The 15,457-nt window shown below is 39.3% G+C and carries 17 protein-coding genes; 8 read left to right on the top strand and 9 right to left on the bottom strand.

The features are described from left to right. Positions 1–80: 80 nt before the first annotated feature. From mtaB to ABDZ97_RS11940, 8 genes are all read right to left on the bottom strand, one after another. The gene (gene mtaB / locus ABDZ97_RS11975; RefSeq protein ID WP_343787926.1) at positions 81–1,400 is read right to left on the bottom strand and encodes a tRNA (N(6)-L-threonylcarbamoyladenosine(37)-C(2))-methylthiotransferase MtaB; all 1,320 of its coding nucleotides are present in this window, start codon (positions 1,398–1,400) and stop codon (positions 81–83) included. Between the two features lie 127 nt (positions 1,401–1,527). After that, a complete protein-coding gene (locus ABDZ97_RS11970) occupies positions 1,528–3,648 on the bottom strand; it encodes a prolyl oligopeptidase family serine peptidase (protein ID WP_343787924.1) in 2,121 nt (706 codons plus the stop codon). A gap of 86 nt (positions 3,649–3,734) precedes the next feature. Further along, the gene (ric, locus tag ABDZ97_RS11965) at positions 3,735–4,472 is read right to left on the bottom strand and encodes an iron-sulfur cluster repair di-iron protein (protein WP_343787922.1); all 738 of its coding nucleotides are present in this window, start codon (positions 4,470–4,472) and stop codon (positions 3,735–3,737) included. Next, entirely contained in the window at positions 4,469–5,389 is a 921-nt protein-coding gene (locus ABDZ97_RS11960) for a tryptophan 2,3-dioxygenase family protein (RefSeq protein WP_343787920.1), read from the bottom strand. The genes ric and ABDZ97_RS11960 overlap by 4 nt, the downstream gene beginning before the upstream one ends. Next, positions 5,386–5,811: a hypothetical protein gene (locus ABDZ97_RS11955; protein ID WP_343787918.1), complete on the bottom strand. Its 426-nt coding sequence runs from the start codon at positions 5,809–5,811 to the stop codon at positions 5,386–5,388. Before ABDZ97_RS11955 ends, ABDZ97_RS11960 begins: the two co-directional genes overlap by 4 nt. After that, positions 5,808–6,188, bottom strand: a complete 381-nt coding sequence (locus ABDZ97_RS11950; RefSeq protein ID WP_343787916.1) for a group III truncated hemoglobin — start codon at positions 6,186–6,188, stop codon at positions 5,808–5,810. Before ABDZ97_RS11950 ends, ABDZ97_RS11955 begins: the two co-directional genes overlap by 4 nt. A gap of 2 nt (positions 6,189–6,190) precedes the next feature. Further along, entirely contained in the window at positions 6,191–6,490 is a 300-nt protein-coding gene (locus ABDZ97_RS11945; RefSeq protein WP_343787914.1) for a hypothetical protein, read from the bottom strand. A gap of 53 nt (positions 6,491–6,543) precedes the next feature. Beyond that, the gene (locus ABDZ97_RS11940; RefSeq protein WP_343787912.1) at positions 6,544–6,978 is read right to left on the bottom strand and encodes an RrF2 family transcriptional regulator; all 435 of its coding nucleotides are present in this window, start codon (positions 6,976–6,978) and stop codon (positions 6,544–6,546) included. A gap of 226 nt (positions 6,979–7,204) precedes the next feature. Between ABDZ97_RS11940 and trhO the strand changes: the two genes are divergently transcribed. The 8 genes from trhO (at position 7,205) to ABDZ97_RS11900 (ending at position 14,759) form a co-directional block, all read left to right on the top strand. Continuing rightward, positions 7,205–8,296 carry an oxygen-dependent tRNA uridine(34) hydroxylase TrhO gene (gene trhO, locus ABDZ97_RS11935; RefSeq protein ID WP_343787910.1) on the top strand — a complete coding sequence of 364 codons (1,092 nt, stop codon included), beginning with the start codon at positions 7,205–7,207 and terminating at the stop codon, positions 8,294–8,296. Then, entirely contained in the window at positions 8,286–9,098 is an 813-nt protein-coding gene (gene lgt, locus ABDZ97_RS11930; protein WP_343787908.1) for a prolipoprotein diacylglyceryl transferase, read from the top strand. The genes trhO and lgt overlap by 11 nt, the downstream gene beginning before the upstream one ends. 119 nt (positions 9,099–9,217) lie before the next feature. Next, complete coding sequence (locus ABDZ97_RS11925) at positions 9,218–11,464, top strand: TonB-dependent receptor plug domain-containing protein (protein ID WP_343787906.1); 2,247 nt, start codon at positions 9,218–9,220, stop codon at positions 11,462–11,464. Between the two features lie 11 nt (positions 11,465–11,475). Next, a complete protein-coding gene (locus ABDZ97_RS11920; RefSeq protein WP_343787904.1) occupies positions 11,476–12,132 on the top strand; it encodes a metal-dependent transcriptional regulator in 657 nt (218 codons plus the stop codon). 2 nt (positions 12,133–12,134) lie between these two features. Continuing rightward, a complete protein-coding gene (locus ABDZ97_RS11915) occupies positions 12,135–12,962 on the top strand; it encodes a ZIP family metal transporter (RefSeq protein ID WP_343787902.1) in 828 nt (275 codons plus the stop codon). 88 nt (positions 12,963–13,050) lie between these two features. Next, the gene (locus ABDZ97_RS11910; RefSeq protein ID WP_343787900.1) at positions 13,051–13,533 is read left to right on the top strand and encodes an FKBP-type peptidyl-prolyl cis-trans isomerase; all 483 of its coding nucleotides are present in this window, start codon (positions 13,051–13,053) and stop codon (positions 13,531–13,533) included. Between the two features lie 51 nt (positions 13,534–13,584). Further along, positions 13,585–14,229 (top strand): hypothetical protein, encoded by a 645-nt coding sequence (locus tag ABDZ97_RS11905; protein WP_343787898.1) that lies wholly within the window; start codon positions 13,585–13,587, stop codon positions 14,227–14,229. Positions 14,230–14,249: 20 nt separating this feature from the next. After that, entirely contained in the window at positions 14,250–14,759 is a 510-nt protein-coding gene (locus tag ABDZ97_RS11900; protein ID WP_343787896.1) for an NADPH-dependent FMN reductase, read from the top strand. Here ABDZ97_RS11900 and ABDZ97_RS11895 read toward each other — a convergent pair. Continuing rightward, the gene (locus ABDZ97_RS11895; RefSeq protein ID WP_343787894.1) at positions 14,751–15,455 is read right to left on the bottom strand and encodes a pseudouridine synthase; all 705 of its coding nucleotides are present in this window, start codon (positions 15,453–15,455) and stop codon (positions 14,751–14,753) included. The two genes, ABDZ97_RS11900 and ABDZ97_RS11895, sit on opposite strands and share 9 nt — an antisense overlap. Between the last annotated feature and the right edge of the window lie 2 nt (positions 15,456–15,457).

Here is a 15,457-nt window from a genome sequence, read left to right as displayed (position 1 = left end):
AGATTAAAACAAAACTCATGCCAAAAACACAAGTATTTGTTTATTAATATTTTGTGTTCTTTAGGAAAGAGGTAACCGACTTACTGACTAAGAACACTTTCTTTCATAATAACCTTCATGATTCCATCGCGGTCAATTTCCGAAAGAGTTACATCAACGAATGTATTGGCAAGATCCGGATTATAGGGGAGTTTGACTTTTACATAATTCTCTGTAAAGCCATTCATATATCCGTTTTCTTCTTCAGCTTCAACTAAAACACGTCCGGTATTGCCTACCACCGATTCATAAAATGCTCGTTTTTTCTTTTCGGAAAGGATATGTAACATACGGCTACGTTCCTTTCTTTTATCCATAGGAACAACATCGTCCATTTTAATAGCCGTCGTTTTGGCGCGTTCAGAATAGGTGAATACATGCAAATATGAAATGTCTAATTCAGTAAGGAAATTATAGGTTTCCATGAACTCGTCATCTGTTTCACCGGGGAAACCAACAATTACATCTACACCAATGCAGGTTTGAGGATTCAACTCCTTTATTTTAGCTACACGTTCAGCATATAGTTCACGCTCGTATTTGCGACGCATCGCTTTCAGGAGTTTATTCGAACCGGATTGTAACGGAATGTGAAAATGTGGTACAAAACGTTGCGAGCGATTCAAACAAAACTCAATGATTTCATTACTTAGTAAGTTGGGTTCTATGGATGAAATACGGAAACGATCAATACCTTCTACTTTGTCCAACTCCTGAACCAATCCGAAGAAATTTTCCTCTCCGCCCTGACCAAAATCACCAATGTTTACACCAGTTAATACAACTTCCTTTATTTCTGTTTCTGCAATTTTTTTTGCTTCATCTATAGTCTCCTGAATAGATGCATTACGACTTTTACCCCGTGCGAGCGGAATTGTACAGAATGTACAGAAATAATCACACCCATCCTGAATCTTTAAAAAGCTACGGGTGCGGTCACCATACGAGAACGAGGGAACAAATTCTTTTGTGTTCTTAATGTTTTCGTAGGCAACCTTAGCCTGCTCCTGTTTTTCAAGGTTTTCCAAATGTTCAAGGACATTGAACTTCTCATTCGCTCCGAGAACAATATCCACCCCGGGGATGTTAGCGATTTCTTCCGGTTTTAACTGTGCGTAACACCCGACAACAATAACAAAGGTATCGGGATTTGTTTTCATCACCTTTTTGACCAGTTGTTTACATTTTTTATCTGCATTTTCAGTTACCGAACAGGTGTTCAGAACAAAAATATCAGGACCTTCGCTCATATCAACTTTAGCGAAGCCTACGTCTTCAAAAAGGCGCGAGATGGTGGATGTTTCTGAAAAATTCAGTTTACAACCTAGCGTATAAAATGCAACTTTCTTGTACTGGTTCATAATCGCTGCAAATTTACGTCAATTTTATGAAGCGGACAAAAACGAAGAAGAATCAATTGGTACGGACACAAAAACACCGGAGAAAATGCTTCCCCGGTGTTGATAATAAGTAATATACAGGAATGTTTTATAACTTTTCTATTCCCATATTGTACAGGGCGAAAGCAAGCATATCCGAATATTCTTCAATTGTCATGGAAACAGGTTTTCCGGCTCCATGTCCTGCGTTTACATCAATGCGAATAATCACCGGATTCTCTCCTTTGTGTTTCGCCTGAAGTTCAGCTGCAAACTTGAAGGAATGAGCAGGAACCACACGGTCATCATGATCACCTGTTGTAACCATTGTTGCCGGATAAGTAACTCCCTCTTTTACATTGTGAACCGGAGAGTATCCTTTCAGATACTCAAACATCTCTTTAGAGTCTTCTGACGTTCCGTAATCATAAGCCCATCCGGCTCCAGCAGTGAACGTGTGGTAGCGAAGCATATCAAGTACTCCAACTCCCGGAAGAGCTACTTTAAATAAATCAGGACGTTGTGTCATAGTTGCTCCAACCAGTAACCCACCGTTTGAGCGACCGGAAATAGCAAGATAATCTGAAGATGTATATTTCTCTGTAATCAGGTATTCGGCAGCAGCAATAAAGTCATCAAAAACATTTTGTTTTTGCATCTGCGTTCCGGCATTGTGCCAATCTTTTCCGTATTCTCCTCCTCCACGAAGGCTTGGAACGGCATATACACCACCTAACTCCATCCACAGTGCATTTGAAATACTGAAGGAAGGAGTCAGACTGATATTAAATCCTCCGTATCCGTACAACATGGTAGGATTAGTGCCATCCAATTTTAATCCTTTTTTGTGCGTAATAATCATTGGAACTTTGGTTCCGTCTTTTGAGGTATAAAAAACTTGTTTTGACTCATATTGGCTACCGTCAAATGCCACTTTAGGTTGTTGGTAGATTTCAGATTTCCCTGTTTTCGGATTGTAACTGTAAATAGTCCCGGGAGTAATATAATTAGTAAATGAGAAGTACAATGTCTGTTCTTCTTTCTTTCCTCCGAAACCACCTGCTGTTCCTATTCCGGGGAGCGCTACTTCCCGCACCAGTTTTCCGGAATAATCATACTGTTTTACCAGTGAAATGGCATCTTTCATGTATTTTGCAAAGAAATAGCCACTTCCTGTAGAGGGGGAAAGTACATGTTCGGTTTCCGGGATAAAATCAATCCAGTTTTCAAGAGTTGGATTTGTTGCATCAACCGTTACAATGCGTTTGTTAGGGGCATTCAGGTTGGTGACAATATAAAGTTTGTTTCCTTCATTTTCCAAAACATAATGATCATTTTCAAAATTGGAAACAATCGGAACGATAGGACTGTTTTCCTTTGTCAGATCTTTGATATATAGTTCGTTACCGGAAGTAGAGTTAGCTGCTGAAATAAACAGGAAATTCAAATCTTCTGAAACATAACCACCAACGTAACGACGTTTCTCTTTTCCTCCGAAAATAAGCTGATCTGATTGCTGCGCTGTTCCGAGTTGATGGTAATACAATTTATGTTGGTCTGTTTTGGCAGAAAGTTCACTGCCTTCCGGTTTGTCATAACTGGAATAGAAAAACCCTTCATTTCCTAACCAGGAAATTCCCGAAAACTTGATGTCACGTAAGGTGTCTTCCGTTTGTTGCTTTGTTTCTGTATCGATAATAATTACCTTGCGCCAGTCACTTCCTCCCTCGGAAATGGCGTAAGCGGCAAGACTCCCGTCTTTGGAGAAGTTTAATCCTCCCAATGAAGTTGTACCGTCCTTCGAGAACGTGTTCGGGTCCAGAAAAACTTCTTCGTTTCCATCCTGATCTTTACGGTAGATCACTGATTGATTCTGTAGCCCGTTATTTTTATAATAATAGGTGTACTTTCCTTCTTTGAAAGGTGCGGAAATACGTTCGTAATTCCACATTTCAGACATACGGTCAATAATCTGTTGACGGAAGGGAATGGACTTCAGGTAGCCAAAACTAACCTCGTTTTGCGCTTTTACCCATTCTTCAGTTTCCTTCGAACGGTCATCTTCTAACCAACGATAAGGGTCGGTGATCTGTGTGCCGAAATACGTATCTATTGTATCTACTTTCTTTGTGTCCGGATAGACAAAGGAATATCCTTTTTTCTCCTCGCTATTTTGATTACAGGAGCCGAGTGCTATAGCTGCCATTGAAACATAAATTATTTTTTTCATATCCTAAACGGTTTATTGTGTTCCTGAATTTGTCCGAAAGATACAAATTAAAGCAATTGAGTTTGCCGGCAGCTATGCAGGGAAAACTAGAGCAGATCCTTTTGTCTTAATGCTGTTTCCATTTGCTGTGCTTTTGGGAAAAGTATATTATTCTCCAGATGAATGTGTTGATGGAGATCGTTTTCAAATTCCTGTAAAAGTGAGTAGGTTAAACGAAAAGTGGTACAGGCATCTTCCGGAGGAGTATATGTATTGGTCAAATTGGATATCTGGCGGAATCGTTCTCCCTCGTTATTATGTTCATGATGCATCATTTGAATTGGGTTTTCAACTGTTTGAAAATGAGGGGAAGGAATGGGCTGGTTGTTTTCAAGAGCAAATACCATCTTTTGAATAAAAGGAAAAAGGATCAATTCTTCTTTTTTCAGATGTTTAGTCAGTTCTCCCGCAGCATCAGAAAAAAGCTGCTGAACCTTATATAATTCAGGGTGTTGTTTGCCATGTACCCGGACAATTTTTTCCAGATGGGGCAAAATCTCAGTGATTTTTTCCTCGACATACCGATGGTGTTTTTTCAGAATATAGTCAACGAGTAAATCTACAGGCCAGGAGGCATACTCCGAAGTCAATCCGGTAGTTGGAGTAACTACATTAAGCTCATCAAGTAACTTTTCTACAGAAATATCTGTTTTCAGACAGGCTTCCTGTATACTTCTGTTTCCGTTACAGCAAAAATCAATTGCATACTTTTTGAAAACTGATGCCGTTTGATTATTGTCTGCTACGATCTGACCAATTGTACTTTCTTTCGTGATATTTTTCATGGTTGTTCATTTTTAGAAACTATTCCCCAACTGTTTTTTTCGTCTTTTGTCCAGAGGTCGGGGAAGAATTTTCGTTGTTGATACTTGGGGTGGAGGTACTTTTTCCACTCACTTCCACCGGTGGCTGCTTTATTTTCGTGTTTACTGTCAAGATAATGTTGTGCTGTCTGTAGATGAACAAGTGGCCACTGAATATTGTAGAGATAATCAAACTCGCGGAGTTTCTCTTTTAGTTCCGCAGGTAGAGATGCTCGTTTTTTGATTTTATCGGAAAGTGTGTGTTCTTCCATTTTGTAGGCAAGGGAAGTGAGTTGTTCCTGATATCGGTTTTCAAAAGCTTGCAGAGTAAGTGATTTCTTACCTGTGTTGCGATTGCACCCGGCATCTTTCCAATAGAGATTATCCATATATTCTTCTATTGTGGGATTCGCACTCAAACGCATTTTTCCCTGTTCATTAACCAGATTAACCAATGGTGTACAATACAATTCAATCATTCTGAATTGAACACTCTGGAATCCTGAAGCAGGAGTAAGTGTATACCGGAACGTATTGTAATCGTCGTAATTCATACCGGACTTCATAATATCAAATGAGGTGATGAGTAATGAAGTGTAGCGGTTCAACCGTTCCATTTTATTGATCCACTCTTTGTCCGAAAGCTGATCTGTAGTTAGTTGTTTGATTTCGTGCAGCATCATCTTTAATGTCAATTCCGTCACCTGATGGTACATAATGAAAATAGCTTCATCTTTGTAGGCTGTCCGGGGTTTTTGGAGTGACAAAAGCGTATCTGTTTCTACATAGTCCCAATACGTAATAGGTTGGGCTGTGAGTAACCCTTTGAGGTAACTTTCAGGATTTTCACCTAAAGCTTCATATTTACTGTAAATCTGTTCGATTAGTTCTGTATTCATGATTTCAGAAGTTTTGTTCCAAAAAGAATGAGTGCTGTTACTTTTATTAATTCACCTACAACATAATACAAATGGAGGTAGGAGGGAGGAATTTCTGCTCCTTGTATATGTAAATCAGCCCGGGCGTCCAAAGCGGGAAGTAGCCAGACTGTCTGAATAATCAGAATAACAAGCGGTAGAAGTAATAGAAGTTGATTTCCCTGAAGCGTCCAATTTTGGGTGTAGAGCAGATTGACGAAAATCACCAGTGCAAATACCCATTCTATTTTGTTCAATGCAAAAAAGACGAGCCGTCCTATTCCTAATCCTAAAGGTACTGTAATTCCGGGAGCTCTGAATTTTAACCAGGCTTCCAGGAAACTGATTGCACAAACAAAACCGATCCAAAGAAAAACAGAAGCGATAACGAGAGAATACTTCATGCGTGTTGTTTTTGTTGGTCTAATACTTCAAGTTTGTGTTGAAAGATTTTTGCCATGAGCACACCGCGGTTTTTTGCTTCATCTGCAACAGTCCCGGTAAAAAGACGATCAACGGTAGTTTGAAAAATAGTTACCCATTTTTCAAAGTGTGAAGCGTCAATTGCCAACGTGGCGTGTGGATGAAAAGGGTAACCGCTATACGTGTGTTCTCCTAACAGGATGGTTTGCCAGAAACGAACCATCTTTTCCAGATGTTCTTCCCATTGATCAGCTAAGCGGCTATTGAAAACAGGACCCAGAAGTTCATCTTTTCGTACTTCTTCATAAAATGTGTGTACAAGTTGTTGTACATCTGTGATGGTGGTTATATCTTTCATAGCTAGATGATAAAAGTTAGCAATAAGAGAAGGGCGTTGACACCAATACTCACGAAAAAGGTATTTAGACACCATTTTGCAGGAGATTGAGCAATAAATACAGCATTCGATGATAAGGTAACAACGGCAGCAATACCAAGAACAACATAACTCTCAAGGAGTAATAGCCCAAACATTGCTGCAACGGAACCCCAGCAACTCTGCAAAGTCATCATTAAGGTCATCGCCCCGTAACGATTAGCTTCAAAATCAATCACCTGTTTTTGGTACCAGGAGTTTGTAGTTTTTTGTGATGTATTCATAATTAATTATTTAGATTAAAAGATCTTTTTATCCTTTATTTGATCAAATTTTTTTAACGTTTCAAAAAAGTAAGACCATCGGAAAGTCCAAGAGCTAATTCTTCTATAGACGTCGTCTCTAACATGGTTTTTAAATTATCCCGAATTGCTTTAAATTTATGGTGAACAGGGCAGGGTTTTTGTTCATTGCACTGTTTCAGTCCCAATCCACATCCATAGAATAGCTGGTCGCCGTCAATAGCCGATACAATTTGAATTAATTGAATCGTTTTGAGCTTCTCTTTAGGAATTTCAAAACCTCCGTTAGGGCCTTTGATGGAATCAACAATCCCGTTTCTTGAGAGTTGTTGCATAATTTTAGCCGTAAATGCTTCAGGAGAATCAATTGCTGTCGCAATATCTTTCAGACCAACGCGAGATCCTTCGCTGGATTGTTGTGCTACATGTAACGTAGCTTTTATTCCATATTCACAGGCTTTTGAAAACATCTTTACACGAATGGTTCGTGACAAATGTAGAATAAAAAACAATAACGGACAAAAATATCCTTTATTAAATATGAAGACATTTCGAACGGATGGTTGAAAATACCGGTTTTGTTTTTGGAGAGACAGGTTAACACAGGGGAGTAGATGTTTCTGTATCCTGTTAATAGGTCGTTCAATACAAATTTTTTATCTTTGCGCCACTCTTTAACTAAAAAATATACATAGCATGCAACTGTGGAATACGTATAGTAAGGAGGAGTTGTTGATTCAGTTACGAAAAAATGAGGTGAAGTTAGTGACCATCTCTTTTTATCAGTATGCTTCAATTCCAAATCCTACACTGTTTAGAAATCACTTATTTCTTACCTGGAGTCGTCTGGGAGTACTTGGTCGTACTTACGTGGCGAAAGAAGGGATTAATGCGCAAATTGCCGTTCCGGTTGAGTCATTGGAAGAATTTCGTAATGAACTGGATAAAGTTGAATTTCTAAAGGGAATTCGTTTGAATATTGCCGTTGAGGAATCGGCTGAGTTTTCCTTTCTGAAATTGAAAATAAAAGTTCGTGATAAAATTCTGGCTGACGGACTGAATGACGAAACATTTGATGTTCGTAATAAAGGAAAGCATTTGACAGCAGAAGAGTTTAATAAGCTCACAGATGATCCGGATACCATTTTGATTGATTTCAGAAACCATTACGAAAGTGAAGTCGGGCATTTTAAAGGTGCTATTACGCCTGATGTGGATACCTTCAGAGAATCACTGCCTGTAATTGAGGAAAAGTACCTTAAAGGAAACGAGGATAAAAACATCGTTATGTATTGTACGGGAGGAATCCGGTGTGAGAAAGCCAGTGCATGGTATAAACACAGGGGATTCAAGAATGTACATCAGTTAGAAGGCGGAATTATTAAATATGCTAGAGACTGTAACGAAAATGGGCTTGAGAATAAATTCATAGGAAAGAACTTTGTTTTTGATGAGCGAAGAGGAGAGCGTATTTCTGATGATGTGATAGCCGTTTGTCATCAATGCGGAGCCCCTTGTGATACACATACAAACTGTGCAAATGATGCTTGTCATTTACTTTTTATTCAGTGCGATACGTGTAAGAGTGAATATAGCGGATGTTGTTCGAAAGAATGCGAAGACGTTACCAAATTACCGGTGGAAGAACAAAAAGCATTGCGAAAAGGATTACAGAACAGCAATAAAATCTTCAAAAAAGGTCGTTCGGAGAAATTGAAATTCAAAGTGTCTCAGGAAAAACCATTATCTTTCCCACAGGCATTAAAAAACGAAAAAAGTGATTCTTGAAATAATCTGGGATGTTAATCCCGAATTGATTGAAGGTTGGAAAACACCTAATAAATACGGATTGTTATTTGTAACGGGTTTGATCATAGGATACTATGTGATCAAACGAATGTTTACGAAAGAAGGTGTTTCGGAGAAAAAGTTGGATATGCTGTTGTTGTATATGATTATAGCAACAGTGGTAGGAGCGCGTCTCGGACATGTTTTCTTTTATGATTGGGCGTATTACAAAAATAACCTGAACGAAATTCCAATGGTTTGGAAAGGCGGGTTGGCGAGCCACGGAGCAGCAATCGCAATTTTATTGGCATTGTGGATTTATTCGAAAAAAGTATCTCAGAAACCAATGTTATGGATACTGGATCGCGTTGCGGCACCTATTGCCATTGCAGGTTGCTTTATTCGCTTAGGGAATCTTATGAATTCAGAAATTGTAGGGATTCCTACGGATTTACCATGGGCATTTAGCTTTCCGAATTATTTTAATGAAGTAACCAAAGAGTTTGATCCTACCCCGCGACATCCGGCACAGCTGTATGAAGCAATATCTTACCTGATTATTTTTGCAACTCTTTTCTGGATGTACTGGAAAACAAAAGCAAAAGAAAGACAAGGGCTCATTTTTGGCGTCTTTATGATTGGTATTTGGGGAATGCGATTCCTTATTGAATTTATAAAAGAAGGACAGACTGCCCGCGATTTTGAGAACACGATTAATACAGGGCAAATGCTTAGTATTCCTTTGTTTCTGGTTGGAGTCTACTTGATAATACGAGCAGCGAGAATCAAAATTACGGCGTAGATAGTTACAAAATTAATAGGATGGAATCCCTCTTTGGAAACGAAGAGGGATTTTTTTATGGATAAAATTTTATTGTGTTTGAAAATATTTTTAGATTTGTCTAAAAATAAAATTAGATAATGTTCAGATTTATTTTTCTACTTGCTTTTCTATTTCATTTTGGCGTTGGTACAGGACAGGAAATTATGGTTCAGGTAATTTCTCAGGAAGGAGGAATACCCAACGCACGTTTGGAAACAGCTGAGGAAAAATTGGTTTCAGATTTGGAAGGTAAGTTTGTATTGCCTTTAGCAAAATTTGCAGGGAAGAGCGCTAAGATCTGGGCCATAGGCTATGAAGAAAAACAAATTGTATTACCTGACTCAGCCGGTGTAGTAGAAATTGAAATAAGTCCGGTTTCTGTTTTCTTTTCTGAGGTTGTGGTGACAGGAAGTAAAGAGGAAGAATCCAAGAAGGAGAGTATTGTCAGGATTTCTACCATCAATCAAACCCAGTTACAGTCGGTCGGAGCGCAAAGTATTTCCGAAGGAATTTCCTTTCAGCCTGGCTTGCGAATGGAGAATAATTGCCAGAACTGTGGGTTTTCTCAACTTCGTATGAATGGATTGGGAGGTGGATACAACCAGTTTCTGATGAACGGACGACCTGTTTTTTCCTCCTTGAACAGTATTTACGGATTGGAACAAATCCCTGTTTCGTGGGTAGAGCGAGTTGAAGTAATCAGAGGAGGAGGTTCTGTATTGTATGGCGCCAATGCAATTGCCGGAATTGTTAATATCATTACCCGTGATCCAATTAACTCCGGTGCTTCTGGTCAGGTTTCGGTAGGATATATGGATGGAAGTTGGGATCAGTATGCGGGAGGAACAGGTGCCTGGGTAGCCAAAAATAATAAGGCAGGAGTTAGTGTGTCCGCAGGTCAGCGGTACAGAGAGAATTATGACAGGGACAAAGATGGTTTTTCGGATATCCCCATATTAAAAGGGTTGGCTTTGGATGTGAATGGATTTTATCGTCCCGGGAAAAAGAGTCGCCTGGGAGTTAAGTTTCGAATTATGGATGAGTTCAGAAGAGGGGGAGATCAGTTGGATAGATTACCCGAAGAAACCCAGATAGCAGAACAGTTAAAATCCAAAGTATATGGAGGAGAGTTGTCGTATGAAGCTTATTTAAAGAATGATGCACATAAAATGGAAGCCTTTTTTGCTACACAACATACGATAATGAATAATTATTATGGTGCTGAAATGGACCCTGACGGATATGGGAAAACAAGAGATGAAAACTATGTGTCAGGATTTCGCCACCGATGGAAATCGAAACGAATTGAAAGTGATAGCAAAGGAGTAGCTGTTGTTTCGGGAGCGGAAATGATTCGTAATGTTATGAGTGATAATAAGCCCGGTTATGGTGTTCATGTTTTTCAGCCGATTAACCAGTTTGGTGTATATACACAGTTAGATTGGTTGTTGTCTCCAAAATTCAAGTTAAATGCCGGTGCCAGATTGAATTATGATAATGTGTTGTTTAAACCGTTGGTTACTCCAAGGTTGGGGATGAAGTACAGCCCATTTAAATTTGCAGAAATTCGTTTGAATTATGCTAATGGTTACCGGATTCCCCAGGTGTTTTCAGAAGATGTGCATGTTGAATTGGTTTCGGGAGAAATTCAGCTGATTCGCCTTGGAGATGATTTGAAACATGAACTATCTCATGGATTGAATCTGGATATTTCTTTTGACTTTGAAAAAGGAAAATCAGATATAGAAATTGTACTCAATGGATTCTATAACCAGTTGCAAAATGTCTTTGTTCTTGAGTTTACACAGGATGCATTGGGACAGAATATTCTTGAAAAAAGAAATGGTCAGAGAGCAGAGGTAGCAGGAGGATCATTTGAATTCAATTATTCATGGAAAGATCAGCTGTTTACCATGTTTACTTTCTCTGCACAAAGTACCCGGTATTCTGAGCCGGTAGAATGGGCAGAAGGACAATATGTTTCCGGATTTTTAAGAACCCCTGATTATTACGGTTCTTTGGTTGTTAGTTATGCAATTAATAAAAAGATAGATGTAAATTCGTCAGCAATTTTAACAGGACCGATGTACCTTCCTCATTATGCAGGATATATTGCAGAGGATAAGTTAGAACGTTCTGAAACGATGGTAGATTGGGGATTTAAAATAAATTATAACTTTTACCTGAAAAATAACGTAAAACTAACCCTAAACGGAGGTGTGAAAAATATACTGGATACCTTTCAGCCTGATTTGGACAAAGGGGTTCACAGAGATGCCTCTTATACGTATGGCCCGGTTAGAGCAAGAACATTTTTTATAGGAATACAGATCGGAAATTTATAAGTAACGAAGCAATGTTAACGAGTACGGAAGAAAATTATCTGAAAGCAATTTTAGCACTTGAAAACGAGGGAGCTGTATCAACAAATGCACTCGCAGATCGTATGGAAACCAAAGCCTCTTCAGTGACAGACATGATTCGGAAACTGGCTGAAAAAGAATTGGTGGATTATCAGAAATATAAAGGAGTATCATTAACTGTTTCAGGAAAGGATGCTGCTTTACGCATTGTCCGAAAACATAGATTGTGGGAGGTTTTTTTGGTTGAAAAATTGAATTTCGGTTGGGACGAGGTGCATGAAATCGCTGAACAATTGGAGCATATTCAATCGGTTCAACTAACAGATCGGCTGGAAGAGTTTCTTGGATTCCCTAAGTTTGATCCGCATGGAGATCCTATTCCGGATAAAAACGGTACTATTGTTCGTAGAAAAAAAGCCTGCCTGCTGAATGAAATGGAATTGACTATACCTGCAACGGTTGTCGGAGTTAATGATTCTTCTCCTGCCTTTTTACAGTTTCTGGATCGTCAGGGAGTGCAATTGGGAGACACGCTTATTTTACTTGAAAAATATGAGTTTGATGATTCGATGCTTGTTGAAACGAAAAACGGAACCATTAACTTTTCCCACGCAGTGGTGACGAATATTTGTGTAGAACCTAAACAGTAACCATGTTAGAAACGATAGAAAAATGGGTAATTGATAATGGTCCGGTGTGGGCAGCCTTAGTGGCCACTATTTTTACATGGATCTCGACGGCAGCGGGTGCCGGTTTGGTATTCTTCTTTAAAAAGATGCACCGTGGACTATTAGATGGTATGCTTGGCTTTACAGGAGGAGTGATGGTCGCAGCCAGTTTCTGGTCGTTATTGGCGCCCTCGATTGAGATGTCAGAGAAATATTATCCGGATTACCCCTGGATGCCGGCAGCAGTAGGATTTATGTCGGGAGCGATTTTTTTGTTTATTCTGGATAAGAGTTTACCACATTTACATATTAATTTCAGAGAAGGGGAGAGTGAAGGGGTAAAAACGCAATTGCACAAATCGTGGTTACTGGTGCTGGCGATAACGCTTCATAATATCCCGGAAGGGTTGGCTGTGGGAGTTCTATTTGGTGCAGCCTCTCTTGGGCTGGAGGATGCTTCTGTTTCTGCAGCAATAGCTTTGGCAATGGGGATTGCTATTCAGAATTTTCCGGAAGGGTTTGCTGTAGCGATGCCTTTGAGACGAACGGGAATGAGTCGTTGGAGAAGCTTTTATTACGGACAGCTTTCAGCAGTTGTAGAACCGATCGCCGGGGTTGTCGGAGCCTTGTCAGTAATTTATATGCAGAGTATCCTTCCTTTTGCATTGGCTTTTGCCGCCGGAGCAATGATATTTGTAGTAGTGGAAGAGGTTATTCCCGAAACGCAAAGGGATAAGTATACTGATATTGCTGTGCTTGGATTTATAGGTGGGTTTATAGTGATGATGATCCTGGACGTAGCTTTTGGTTAAAAGTAACACGATTGATTACTTATACACGGTAAAGTTTGACAAGCTTTTTTATAATCTCTACCTTTGTAATTCATTAGAAATTATTTATATGATTATTGAAACAAATCGTGTGGTGTCTATGCACTACACATTGAAAGACGAAGAAGGAAACGTTTTGGATACATCTGCTAATCGTGAACCTCTTGCTTACATTCAGGGAATCGGTAATTTGATTCCCGGACTTGAAACTCAGTTGGAAGGAAAACAAAAAGGAGATAAGGTTGCTGCTGAAGTTGAAGCGAAAGATGCATACGGAGACGTACGCGAAGAATTATTCCATATTGTACCAAAATCAGGATTCCAGGGAGATGAGGAATTGGTAGCTGGAATACAGGTTCAACTGGATACTGAACAGGGACCAATGATCGCTACGGTAGCGAAAATTGATGGAGAAGATGTTACATTGGATCTGAATCACCCGCTTGCCGGAAAAAAATTGTTCTTTGATGTAGAAATTATGGATGTTCGCGAAGCAGATCAAAGCGAATTGGATCACGGACATGTACACGGACCGGATGGTCACCATCACTAAGATAGACTTAATTTTTCTGAATAGGCTCGTTCTTTGCAACGGGCTTTTTTTATGCGTTATGATGAGAGATTTAGTAGCTTTGTTCGTATGGTAAATCAGTGTAAGCGGGAGAAGATAATGAAGTTGTCAACAGGGTTCGTTTTTTTTCTTGTATTTTATACTAGTGTATATGCTCAGGATACGTCAACAATAGTTGTAAGGAATCCAACGGACTATTCGGATGAATTTATCCGGGAACTAAAAAACTTTAGTGGATTAGGTACATTAGAGCTGAAGGATAGCTTGTTGATTATTTCCGGAACGGATACGGTATTATTCCCTTCTGTACCGCCTTTGAATGAAAGAATACTGTTTACAGGTAGAAAAGATGACCTGGCAATAGCGTTAACAATAAATAGACGTAATTACACAACACTGGAGTATTCTCTTGAGATGGTTGAATTTGGAAAAAGTAGTCATTTTCAAAATGGGGAGTTGTCATTAGGAGCCGGCTTTTTTCTGGGAGAGGAATCGGATGAAGATGAACAAACCGGTATTTCTTATTTTGTAACGGAATATACACATGAGGCAACGGATGGTTGTTATATTTCTGTCCGAATTGGCAATGAGAACCCTTTGGCAAAATTGATCAAAACCTGTAATCAGGATATACGAGATATAACATTAGATGATTTTCCGGCTTTACACCGAAAATAAGAACAAAAAAATTCAGTTGTATGAAAATAGTTGCTATATCAGGATCAGCTGCCAATAATAGCTCAACAGCTGCTTTTTTATATACTGTCAGAAATCATTTTTCAGGACAGTATGAAGTTGAGGTTTTTGACCGGTTACGAGATTTTCCTTTGTTCCGACCGGAAGAACTTGAAAAAGAACTTCCTGAGTTAATTCAGGAGTTTAAAAAAAGGCTTATACGTTCTGATGCAATTCTGATCTGTACTCCTGAATACACCCATAATATTCCTGCGGTTCTGAAGAATGCGCTGGAATGGATAACGGCCTCAGGTGAACTTGCCGCAAAAAAAGTACTTCCTGTAACGTTGACTCCTAATGAACCTCGCGGCGAATGGGCTATGAAGTCGTTGTTAGCTTCCCTGATAACAATGAAAGCAACTATTGTTGCAGAGCTACCGCTCTACAAAGATGAAATGAGAAACGAGAATGGTGAAATCCGGTTGAACGAAACAACCCGACTTATTTTGGAGGAAGCTTTCAGATTATTCTGAAACGACAACAGGTTCTTCTGCTCCGAAAGTCTTCAGAATACGATTGAATTCATCTGAAATAGCAGCGCTGAGGACTAGTTTTTGGTTACTAACAGGATGTTGAAATGTCAGTTGTGATGCGTGTAGCAACATGGATATTAATTGCCAGTTTTCCTTAAAAAAACGATTCTGTTTATTACAGCCGTGAGGGCGATCTCCTATAATCGGATGAAAAATATGCGCCATGTGTTTTCTCAATTGATGCATTCGACCTGTTTCGGGATGTAACTGAACGAGTGAGTATCTGGAGGTGTGAAATTTTCCGAAAGGAACGGGGACTTCAATAAAAGCAAGTGATTTGAGGTGCGTGACAGCTTCCTGAATTTTACCATCCTCTCTTTTTAAAGGATAATCAATTGTCAGATTCTGGGGTGCAAAACCTCGTACCAACGCCAGGTAAGTTTTATCTACGGAACGCTCCATAAATTGCTTTTGAAGTTCACGATCCGTTTTTTCGTCAAAAGAAAACAACAATATACCGGAAGTTTTTCTGTCAAGCCGATGTGCCGGACGCACTTTTCTTCCGAGCTGTTTTTCTAAAATCTGAATAGCAGAAATCTCAACATCATTGGCAATTCTGCTTCTGTGAACTAATAAACCATGTGGTTTGTTCACGGCAACAATATAGTCATCCTGATAAAGAATAGGGAGTTCCAATT

The organism is Wandonia haliotis (assembly GCF_039523435.1).
Taxonomy (GTDB): Bacteria; Bacteroidota; Bacteroidia; order Flavobacteriales_D; family Crocinitomicaceae; genus Wandonia; species Wandonia haliotis.
Note: the sequence above shows the minus strand (reverse complement) of the source record. Positions and strands in the feature narration are given on the sequence as shown.

Coding starts and splice junctions, on each gene's coding strand:
- ABDZ97_RS11960 (WP_343787920.1), bottom strand. CDS start 5,389: ATGAATACAGAACTAATCGAACAGATTTACAGTAAATATGAAGCTTTA.
- ABDZ97_RS11915 (WP_343787902.1), top strand. CDS start 12,135: ATGTTAGAAACGATAGAAAAATGGGTAATTGATAATGGTCCGGTGTGG.
- ABDZ97_RS11905 (WP_343787898.1), top strand. CDS start 13,585: ATGCGTTATGATGAGAGATTTAGTAGCTTTGTTCGTATGGTAAATCAG.
- ric (WP_343787922.1), bottom strand. CDS start 4,472: ATGAAAAATATCACGAAAGAAAGTACAATTGGTCAGATCGTAGCAGAC.
- ABDZ97_RS11920 (WP_343787904.1), top strand. CDS start 11,476: ATGTTAACGAGTACGGAAGAAAATTATCTGAAAGCAATTTTAGCACTT.
- trhO (WP_343787910.1), top strand. CDS start 7,205: ATGCAACTGTGGAATACGTATAGTAAGGAGGAGTTGTTGATTCAGTTA.
- ABDZ97_RS11910 (WP_343787900.1), top strand. CDS start 13,051: ATGATTATTGAAACAAATCGTGTGGTGTCTATGCACTACACATTGAAA.
- ABDZ97_RS11945 (WP_343787914.1), bottom strand. CDS start 6,490: ATGAATACATCACAAAAAACTACAAACTCCTGGTACCAAAAACAGGTG.
- ABDZ97_RS11970 (WP_343787924.1), bottom strand. CDS start 3,648: ATGAAAAAAATAATTTATGTTTCAATGGCAGCTATAGCACTCGGCTCC.
- ABDZ97_RS11925 (WP_343787906.1), top strand. CDS start 9,218: ATGTTCAGATTTATTTTTCTACTTGCTTTTCTATTTCATTTTGGCGTT.
- ABDZ97_RS11940 (WP_343787912.1), bottom strand. CDS start 6,978: ATGTTTTCAAAAGCCTGTGAATATGGAATAAAAGCTACGTTACATGTA.
- mtaB (WP_343787926.1), bottom strand. CDS start 1,400: ATGAACCAGTACAAGAAAGTTGCATTTTATACGCTAGGTTGTAAACTG.
- ABDZ97_RS11900 (WP_343787896.1), top strand. CDS start 14,250: ATGAAAATAGTTGCTATATCAGGATCAGCTGCCAATAATAGCTCAACA.
- ABDZ97_RS11950 (WP_343787916.1), bottom strand. CDS start 6,188: ATGAAAGATATAACCACCATCACAGATGTACAACAACTTGTACACACA.
- ABDZ97_RS11955 (WP_343787918.1), bottom strand. CDS start 5,811: ATGAAGTATTCTCTCGTTATCGCTTCTGTTTTTCTTTGGATCGGTTTT.